Genomic DNA, 8,217 nt, shown 5'->3' with positions numbered 1-8,217 from the left:
CCATATATTTTCAGTAGGTTTTCCTTTTTCAAAACATAATACCACAGTTTTTACTCCTGCCTGAAATACTTTTGATGGTAAATCAAGCACGGCAAATAGATTACATGTTTCTAAAAATTCTTTTCTAAGATTAGCAGCATCGGAATTACTTAAGAATGTATTTTTTACAACGATACCACCGCGTCCGCCTTTTTTTAACATTTTCATGAAATGCTGTAAAAATAGATATGCTGTTTCTTTAGTACGCATAGGAAAATTTGAAAGCACAGAATCCTGAGTGGCTGCTCCAAATGGAGGATTTGCTAATATTACATCATATTTATTTCCAACAGAAGTCATTATATTTTCTGATAATGTGTCTTTATGAACTATATTAGGGGCATTAATTCCATGCAGTATCATATTCATTGTACCTATGACATATGGCAGAGGTTTGAATTCCTGTCCGTATAGAGTTTCTTTTTGAAGAATATTATATTTTTCTCCTTTAGACATATTTACATCTAATTTATCCAAATAGTCATAAGCTTCAACTAAAAAACCAGCAGAACCGCAGGCACCGTCATAAATTTTTTCACCTATCTTAGGTTTAATAACTTTTATAATAGTTCTAATCAATGGACGAGGCGTATAATATTCTCCGCCAGCTCTTCCGCTGTTGCCCATTTTCATTATTTTATCTTCATAAAAATACGAAAGCTCATGACGTTCTTCTGAAGTCTGAAATTTCATGCTATTAATAATATTTATAACATCTCTTAATATATATCCGCTTTTTATTGAGTTTTGTACCTCGCTGAATATTTCACCTATTTTATATTCCAATGTATCTGCACTTAAAGCACTTTCTCTAAAACTTTTTAAATATGGAAATAATTTAGTATTAACAAAATCTACTAAATCATCACCTGTCATAAATTTATTATCAAGTTTGCCTTCTTTATTTAAAGGATATGCCCAAGAGTTCCAAGAAAACTCTTCATCTAAAATATTTCTATATTCTTTACCGCTTAGATTATATTCATCTTTTTTTTCTTTTTCTAAATCATCAAGGTATTTTAAAAACAGTATCCAAGAAGTTTGCTCTATATAATCCACATCATTAGAACAGCCGCTATCTTTACGAAGTTCATTATCTATATTTTTAAAACATTGTTCAAACATATAATATTCCTACATTTTTTTACATAGTTTTAATTATAGTATAATATTATTAAAAATCAAATAAGTAAATTTTATAAAAATATTTGTAAAATAAAAGGCTTACTAATTCTAGTTAGTAAGCCTTTTTTATTTTTAATTATTTATTGTACTCCGCCTGTAGTTCCTATATACTGCATTATCTGAAGTCTTCTGCTTTCAACATCTTTGTCTAAATTAGCTATAACTTCATTATTGACAGCTAAAGGAGACATTCTTTTTCTAAAGTCATTATAAATATTTAATGCTTCTATAATTTTGTTCTGTTCTATATATATATGACCTATAGCATATAAAGCAAAAGCACCGTCTTGTGTTAAATCATTGGTGTATTTTGAATATGTGTATACAGCTTCATCATACATCTTATTGTTTAGATAAATATTAGCTAAATCAAATTCTAATCCAGTTCTCTTTTCTTTTGTGAGATCCTGCATTTTTAGAGTTTCATTTAATGTATTTATAGAACTGTCTGTATCTCCTATATTAGCATAAAGTATAGATATATCTTTATTAACATTAACTAACTGATCTCTGCTTCTTGCTCTTTTTCTAGCTTCAAGTTTAGCCCATAAAGTCTCCTCAATATCTTGTCTGTTTTGATATATATAATTAGCATAAGAAGAATAGCTTTCAAAAGAATCTTCTTTCATAGCCTGTTCTTTTAAACTATCTGCCTGCTGTCTTGTAGTTTTAAGCTGTGCATCTATTCTTGCAGTAAACTGTTTTATTTGCTGATAAGTTTGATTTTGTTCTCTAGCAGCATCTCCCATATCTTTTCCTCTATGGAAAGTTTTTTCAGCTCTTGCAAGTACATCTTTAGCTTTATTTAAATACTCTGCTTCTTTATCATAAGGAGTATCTTTTGAACGTGCTAAATATTCATAAGAAGCAGCTAAATTAAAGTATGCAGGATAAATAAGTTTTTCTAATTTGATAAGCTCCTCAAACATTACAGCAGCTCTTTCATAATCATTGTCTAAAATAGCCTGATTTCCAACAGCAAAATATACATTAGACATATCAAAACCTATTGTAAGCATTTTATCTTCTTCTGCTCTCTTTAAGTTTTTGTATTCTTCTATTTTTTGATTAGCTTCTGCTCTAGTGATTCCATTTTTAGCAACATCTTCATTACCCATAAAGTCAAGTAATTTTTGATATAATTTTATTTTTCTGTTATACATATCTATTTTAGCAAGAGAATAAGAACTGACAAATATTTCTCTTGTTAAGAAGTCATAATGGGAAATTTCTTCCGGCGTTCCCTGCATAGTATAGCTGTTCCAATAATCCTCTTCAGTTTTATACTGAGGGAAAGGAAGCTCATACATTTTTACAAAAGTTATTTCCTCATTACCGTTATATGTATTTTTTCTTTCAACGGATATTAAACCTTCATCTAATAAAGCATTTAAATCAGCAGCAACTTTTTCATTCTCATAATCTCTTTTTAAATTAAGCAATGCTATATTTTTATAGTCATTAACAGTAAGAACTTTAAAGAACTCCAATTCATCAACTAATGCATATTTTATAGGCTGTACTTTAAATACAAGTCCGTAAGCCTTAAAATAGTAGTCCCCAAGTCTATGAAGTCCGTCGCGTCTCCAAGCCATATAATAAGGTCTTCCTGAATCTATGAAGTCTTTATCTACAGCATCGCTGATATCTCCAAGCCATCTGCCGTCAGTTTTCATAAGGTTTCCGTATATTCTTTCAAATACATTACCTTTTTGGTCATATATTTTCAAATCTGGTCTTCTTCTTTCAACCATAGTATAATATACAAGTCCGAATACTTGGTTGTCTCCTCCCTCTGTAGCAAATATAGCATTATCAGGAAGAGAGTTCATCATATTGTATGAATAGTCATGGTTGCTGTAATCTTTTGAGTTATTATTACGGCTGAAATTCATAACGAATATAGGAATCATTATTGCAAATATTGCTATGAGTGATATTGCATGATAAGGTTTTAATTTTGTATCTGCAGTTTCCTCTGAAGCAGGCTTTAATACATTTTTGATATTAGTATTAAAATATTCCATATACCATTGAATACCAAAACCAATTATTACAAGCATATATAAAGTTGCCGGCAAGAAAAATACTTCAACGAATGATAAAGTTCTTACACTTGGAGGAGGATTAGTATATGCCATTAATGATACTGCAAAACTTAAAAGTCCGAATACTGAGAATATTCCCATAAATCTGTTTTTCTTAAATATTTGGAATAATCCCGGTATTAAGAAAAGAACCCCCAATACAGTTAATTGAGTTTTGAATATATTTATTAATGCACTAACCTGTTCCGGATGCAGTATAAATGCAGCGGCAACATCATTTCCTGAAGTTCCATACTGTTTTCTATGTATCATACTGAATAAATAGCTTAAATTTTCCCATCCTGAAGGCTCATTTAATTGTCCCCAGTTGAGAGGAGGCAATGCTCTAGCTCTTATAGGCATATAAGCATATATCATAACGCCTACTGCAAGCATTAAAAGCATTTTATAATAAACTATTGATATTCCTGTTATAAAGTCATTATCATTATTGAATTTATCTATTTTACATAAGAAATATCTATAAACTAAACACCAAACAACTACTAAGAATAAAGGCCAAAATACTAGGAACATTCCTTTATAAAGCGTAGGGTAGGTTGGTGCTTTTAAATTTCCTAACATATCAGGTCTTAAATATGAACCATTAGCCAATGCTGTAAATATATCGCTTAATATATTCATATCAGAAAATGGTTTAAATATTATAGAAAATATTGAATCATTAGAAGCTACTCCTGGAGGGAAATATAAATAAGCCTCATAATTCATAATAAATCTGTAATATCCGAATCCGCCTATAAATAATAATACTAAAAATACAAATATTGATATAAAAGAAGTTTCTATATTATTAATGTATCTGTCTTTATGAACTAAGAATAATACAACGGCTATGAACAAAAGAGGAGCAAAAGCAAAAGGCAAAGTTACATGGTGATTTGCGAGTGCTACACCGTAAAGAAAACCAAAAGCCATTAAATGCTTGCTTCCATAATAAGGAATTTCATCGTTTGCATGCTTCCATACATTTTCAAACCAATAAACGAGTATTAAAAGCATAGAAGCTATTTGAAGTATATTCAAGCTGTAAACTTCTGCCATAGTAGCCTGTGCCCACATGTTATCAGATATAGCAAATGCTACACTTGCAAGTAATGCAGGTATCTGTACTATTGGAGAAAATCCTCTTTCGATTCTGTTTTGTCCTAATACTTTTACCATAATAAGATAGAAGAAAATCATTGAAAATGCTGCACAAGTACCTGAGAATAAATTTGTTCTCCAAGCAATATTTCCAAAAGGTATATAAGTAAATAATTTGGACATCAAAGTATAGAAAGGATATCCCGGAGCATGTCCTACACCCAAAAAGTAAGCAGCAGTTGTAAGCTCTCCATTATCGCCTGCTGAAAGAGAAGGTGTTAATGTAAATAAATAAAGTAAGAATGTAAAAAGAAAAGCAGCAGCAGCAAATACAGCATCTATTTTTGAAAGATGATAAGGCTTTATATCATATCTTTTATAAATAGGTTCCTCATTTTCTTTCTTAGAGAATAATTTGGAAAGTATATTTCCGCTATTTTCTTTGCTTTCTGTACTATTTGTTTTTTCTTTTTTATTATTCTTTATATTATTTTTTTGATTATTTTGCAGAGAGTTTACGTACTCTTCTACTAAAGTTCTGTCTTTTTCTAACTTTTTTGTGAGTTCATCAATGCTTTTATTTTTATAATTAGCCTTGATATACTCTTTTTCCAGATGCGAAAGTTTAGCCATTTAATTATTTACCTCTTATTTTTAATAGTTTGTAATTATCAATCTATTTTATTTTGTATATATGCGGCATAGAATTTATTTAAAATTTGTACTTTTCCCGCTGTGGACTTTGTCAAGTACCAAAAAGTGCAAATACTTGTACTATATTGAATAACTTTACATAATATTTAAGAATCTTCAATATTACAAGTATAATCAAATATTATATAATAAAATCGCTTATTATTCAAGAATGTAAAATATATATTTTTATATCAATTATCTTTTAGTATTGAAATAAAACTTGTTTTAAATTATAGTAAAACTATATTCATCAGTTATATTCAGGAAATAAAATGAACTTCTTAAAAACAAATAGATTAACTATTATACTAATATTAATTATAATTTCCTACATATTTTATAATGACTTGATAAAAAATAATAACAATAAAGAAATTAACATTTATAATTTAAATTATATAGTAGAAGATAACTATATAATAGAAGATAATTATAATACAGATTCTGATATTGAATATCAAAACATAAGAAGAAGATACAAAAGCGATCTTGACCTTGAAGAAGACAGAGTCTTTATTATGTTCATGTGCTCTCTTATTATAGGTTTTTTATTTAGTTTGATATTATTATTAAAAAATAGCTTACCTAAAAAAGAATTAATTGCTGGCAAAATAATACTCATTGTATCTGTTATAATTACAGGGCTAATTATTTTTATAAATTATGAGAATATAAAAAACATATTGGAGTATTTATCTTTACCTATAGGATTTATAATAGGCTTTGTATTGGTAAGATTAATATTTAAATAAAAATAATATATTTGTTTAAATTTTATTCTAATTCCCCGCCCTTTAGAATTGTTAATCTGTTTTTTCTTTAAAATTTTATTTATATTTAAAAGTTTAGATTATCTTTTTAGCACCCGCCCTAGCTTTATTTAAAATTACAGATTTACTAACCGCACGGTGAGTAAAATTTTATAATTAATAAGATTTGAATTATAATTAAATTTATATTTTTAGTTTTATTCTGCGTGCGGTGAAACTGCAGCAAATTTAAAAAAAATCTTGGGTGGGCAGCTAAAATAACAGGTAAGATTAAAAAGAAAGATAATACAAAAATGACAGTAATAATAAAAAGATTAAAGGGTGGGCAAATGTAATTAAGTTTTAAAATTTATTTTAATAATACATTATATAGGTACTAACAAATAACTTGAAATAAAAATCAATTTATGATAAAAATGTATCAATTTGCAGTAAGCATTTTTTTAAGAGGTTTATATGAAAATTAGTATATTAGCGGTTATATTAATTACTCTCTCTTTTATATTTTATAATGAAATGATAAAATATAATTCTACTATAATAGAAGAAAATGAAGAAAACAATATTTATAATGGAAACTATATCGTAACTGATAATATTATTTTAGAAAATAGTTATGGTTTTAATAATAATATAGAAACTAAAGAAATTCGCCGCAACTACCTCAGATGGAGAGATAGAGAGCATCCTAACGTAGATTTTGAAGAGGATTCAAAAGATTTATTTGTGAGATTAATAATAATATTTATAGTAGGATGTGCTGTCATAGGTATTTTAATAGAGATACTATTTTTTAAAAACACATCTTACAAATTTTATATTATTTTACTTGCAATAATTCTTGTAATAAGTTCGGTTATTATTTATAAAATACATGAAAACTTGGCTATTTTTAATATGGCTGGAAGTATAGAGAGCATAATAGAATTATCATCTTTCTTTTGCGGCGGTATAATATCCTTTATAACATTGTCAATTAGTAAATACCTTAAGGCTAAGGATAATAAAAAAAATAATGAATAATTATAAAGATTTAATGCTTTTATTACTGATGCATAAACTTTTGAGATATTCGTTTTCGTGTGTTGATAAAAAATTATAAAAATATATCAGCTAATAAAATTGATTACTATACAAAATTAAGAAATTATATTTTTTCTACTTTTATTTATTTTGATTTTTTCTTTTCAATTCTTTTAATTATATAAATAATTAAAATTGTAGATAAAATTAAAATTAATCCTATAATTAGATACTCTTTTAATGTAATATCGCCGAATAAAACCGAATTAAAAAGATTGTTGTATCCTAATAATAAGTCAGCAATATTTCTCTGAGCAGATAAAGTTGATTTCAAATCATTAGTGTAATTATTTGTAATATTTTGATTGTTTATAGATACATCATTTATGGTTGGAGGGGCATTAAAAAATGATGCATATAAAAGTATAAGAAAAAATATCAAAGCAACAATTAATGTCTTTTTTATATTATTTTCATTTATATTAAATAATGCCGTTATAATACCAATGGCTATAAATATATATTCATAAGTATTTTCAATGTATTTTATTATAAAAAATCCTGATACTCCAAAAAATGCTATTACTAATATTATAATTATACCCAGACCTAAACCATAACTATCACCTAAAAAATCATTAAGACTCAAATCTCCTTTAATCAATACTAATATTAAAAACACTATTATAAAAGAGCATAAAAATAATGCCGACATTCTAAATAAATCATTTTCTGGTATATTGATTTTGTATATTAAATTAAAAATAATATCTTTCATAAATATTTTATATATCCTTAATACTTAAATTTTGCGAGTAGTAAATCAACTGTAATTACTGTTTATTTAATCCTTTTTTTATTTTATGAATTGATAAAATACTAAACAGAGCCGATGCAAAGCTAAGAAAAAACATAATCGTAACTCTAAAAAATAAACTTTCTTCGATCCATTCAAATTTTCTGTAATGAAGACAGTTAGGAGTTATAAAATTTATAATTGAATTAAGTAAATCATGTTTTTTAGAATATTTATACATTGTTTCTGATTTATTGTTTACTACATCATATTTAGTTAATATTGAAGATGCATTAATAATAAATAGTATCAACAATATCATTATTGCCATAGTAGGTACAATAAAAAGAATGGCTCTTATATAAATATTCTCTTCTTTATGTTTTTTCTTTCTTATCATAATTGCCTTATATTTTACTCTATATATTTATGAATATTTTTCTAAGAAAGTATCTAGTATTTTTCTAAAAATTATTGCACTAAATGCTAAATATTCTATTTTACTTTTAGCATT

The 8,217-nt window shown here is 26.6% G+C and carries 6 protein-coding genes; 2 read left to right on the top strand and 4 right to left on the bottom strand.

Annotation, left to right across the window (positions count from 1 at the left end; genetic code table 11):
• Together Q0J90_RS04365 and Q0J90_RS04360 are read right to left on the bottom strand one after the other, a co-directional pair.
• Positions 1 to 1,164: class I SAM-dependent DNA methyltransferase (locus tag Q0J90_RS04365; protein ID WP_297276746.1), on the bottom strand; the 1,164-nt coding region annotated here is incomplete at its 3' end.
• Between the two features lie 140 nt (positions 1,165 to 1,304).
• Positions 1,305 to 5,051: a DUF2723 domain-containing protein gene (locus Q0J90_RS04360; protein WP_297276745.1), complete on the bottom strand. Its 3,747-nt coding sequence runs from the start codon at positions 5,049 to 5,051 to the stop codon at positions 1,305 to 1,307.
• Positions 5,052 to 5,386: 335 nt separating this feature from the next.
• Here Q0J90_RS04360 and Q0J90_RS04355 point away from each other — a divergent pair, with 335 nt between their 5' ends.
• Together Q0J90_RS04355 and Q0J90_RS04350 are read left to right on the top strand one after the other, a co-directional pair.
• On the top strand, positions 5,387 to 5,866 hold the full coding sequence (locus Q0J90_RS04355; protein ID WP_297276744.1) for a hypothetical protein: 480 nt from the start codon (positions 5,387 to 5,389) through the stop codon (positions 5,864 to 5,866).
• 474 nt (positions 5,867 to 6,340) lie between these two features.
• A complete protein-coding gene (locus Q0J90_RS04350) occupies positions 6,341 to 6,907 on the top strand; it encodes a hypothetical protein (RefSeq protein ID WP_297276743.1) in 567 nt (188 codons plus the stop codon).
• Between the two features lie 145 nt (positions 6,908 to 7,052).
• On the opposite strand, the gene Q0J90_RS04345 is transcribed toward Q0J90_RS04350, so the two are convergent.
• The gene (locus Q0J90_RS04345; RefSeq protein WP_297276742.1) at positions 7,053 to 7,685 is read right to left on the bottom strand and encodes a hypothetical protein; all 633 of its coding nucleotides are present in this window, start codon (positions 7,683 to 7,685) and stop codon (positions 7,053 to 7,055) included.
• 55 nt (positions 7,686 to 7,740) lie between these two features.
• Positions 7,741 to 8,103 (bottom strand): hypothetical protein, encoded by a 363-nt coding sequence (locus Q0J90_RS04340; protein WP_297276741.1) that lies wholly within the window; start codon positions 8,101 to 8,103, stop codon positions 7,741 to 7,743.
• Positions 8,104 to 8,217 lie beyond the last annotated feature (114 nt).

It is taken from the genome of uncultured Brachyspira sp. (assembly GCF_944390595.1).
Lineage (GTDB): Bacteria > Spirochaetota > Brachyspiria > Brachyspirales > Brachyspiraceae > Brachyspira.
This window is presented reverse-complemented; position numbering and strand designations above follow the sequence as displayed.

Bases quoted from the DNA above. Each gene is read 5' to 3' on its own strand.
- Q0J90_RS04360 (WP_297276745.1), bottom strand. From the start codon at position 5,051: ATGGCTAAACTTTCGCATCTGGAAAAAGAGTATATCAAGGCTAATTAT.
- Q0J90_RS04355 (WP_297276744.1), top strand. From the start codon at position 5,387: ATGAACTTCTTAAAAACAAATAGATTAACTATTATACTAATATTAATT.
- Q0J90_RS04350 (WP_297276743.1), top strand. From the start codon at position 6,341: ATGAAAATTAGTATATTAGCGGTTATATTAATTACTCTCTCTTTTATA.
- Q0J90_RS04345 (WP_297276742.1), bottom strand. From the start codon at position 7,685: ATGAAAGATATTATTTTTAATTTAATATACAAAATCAATATACCAGAA.
- Q0J90_RS04340 (WP_297276741.1), bottom strand. From the start codon at position 8,103: ATGATAAGAAAGAAAAAACATAAAGAAGAGAATATTTATATAAGAGCC.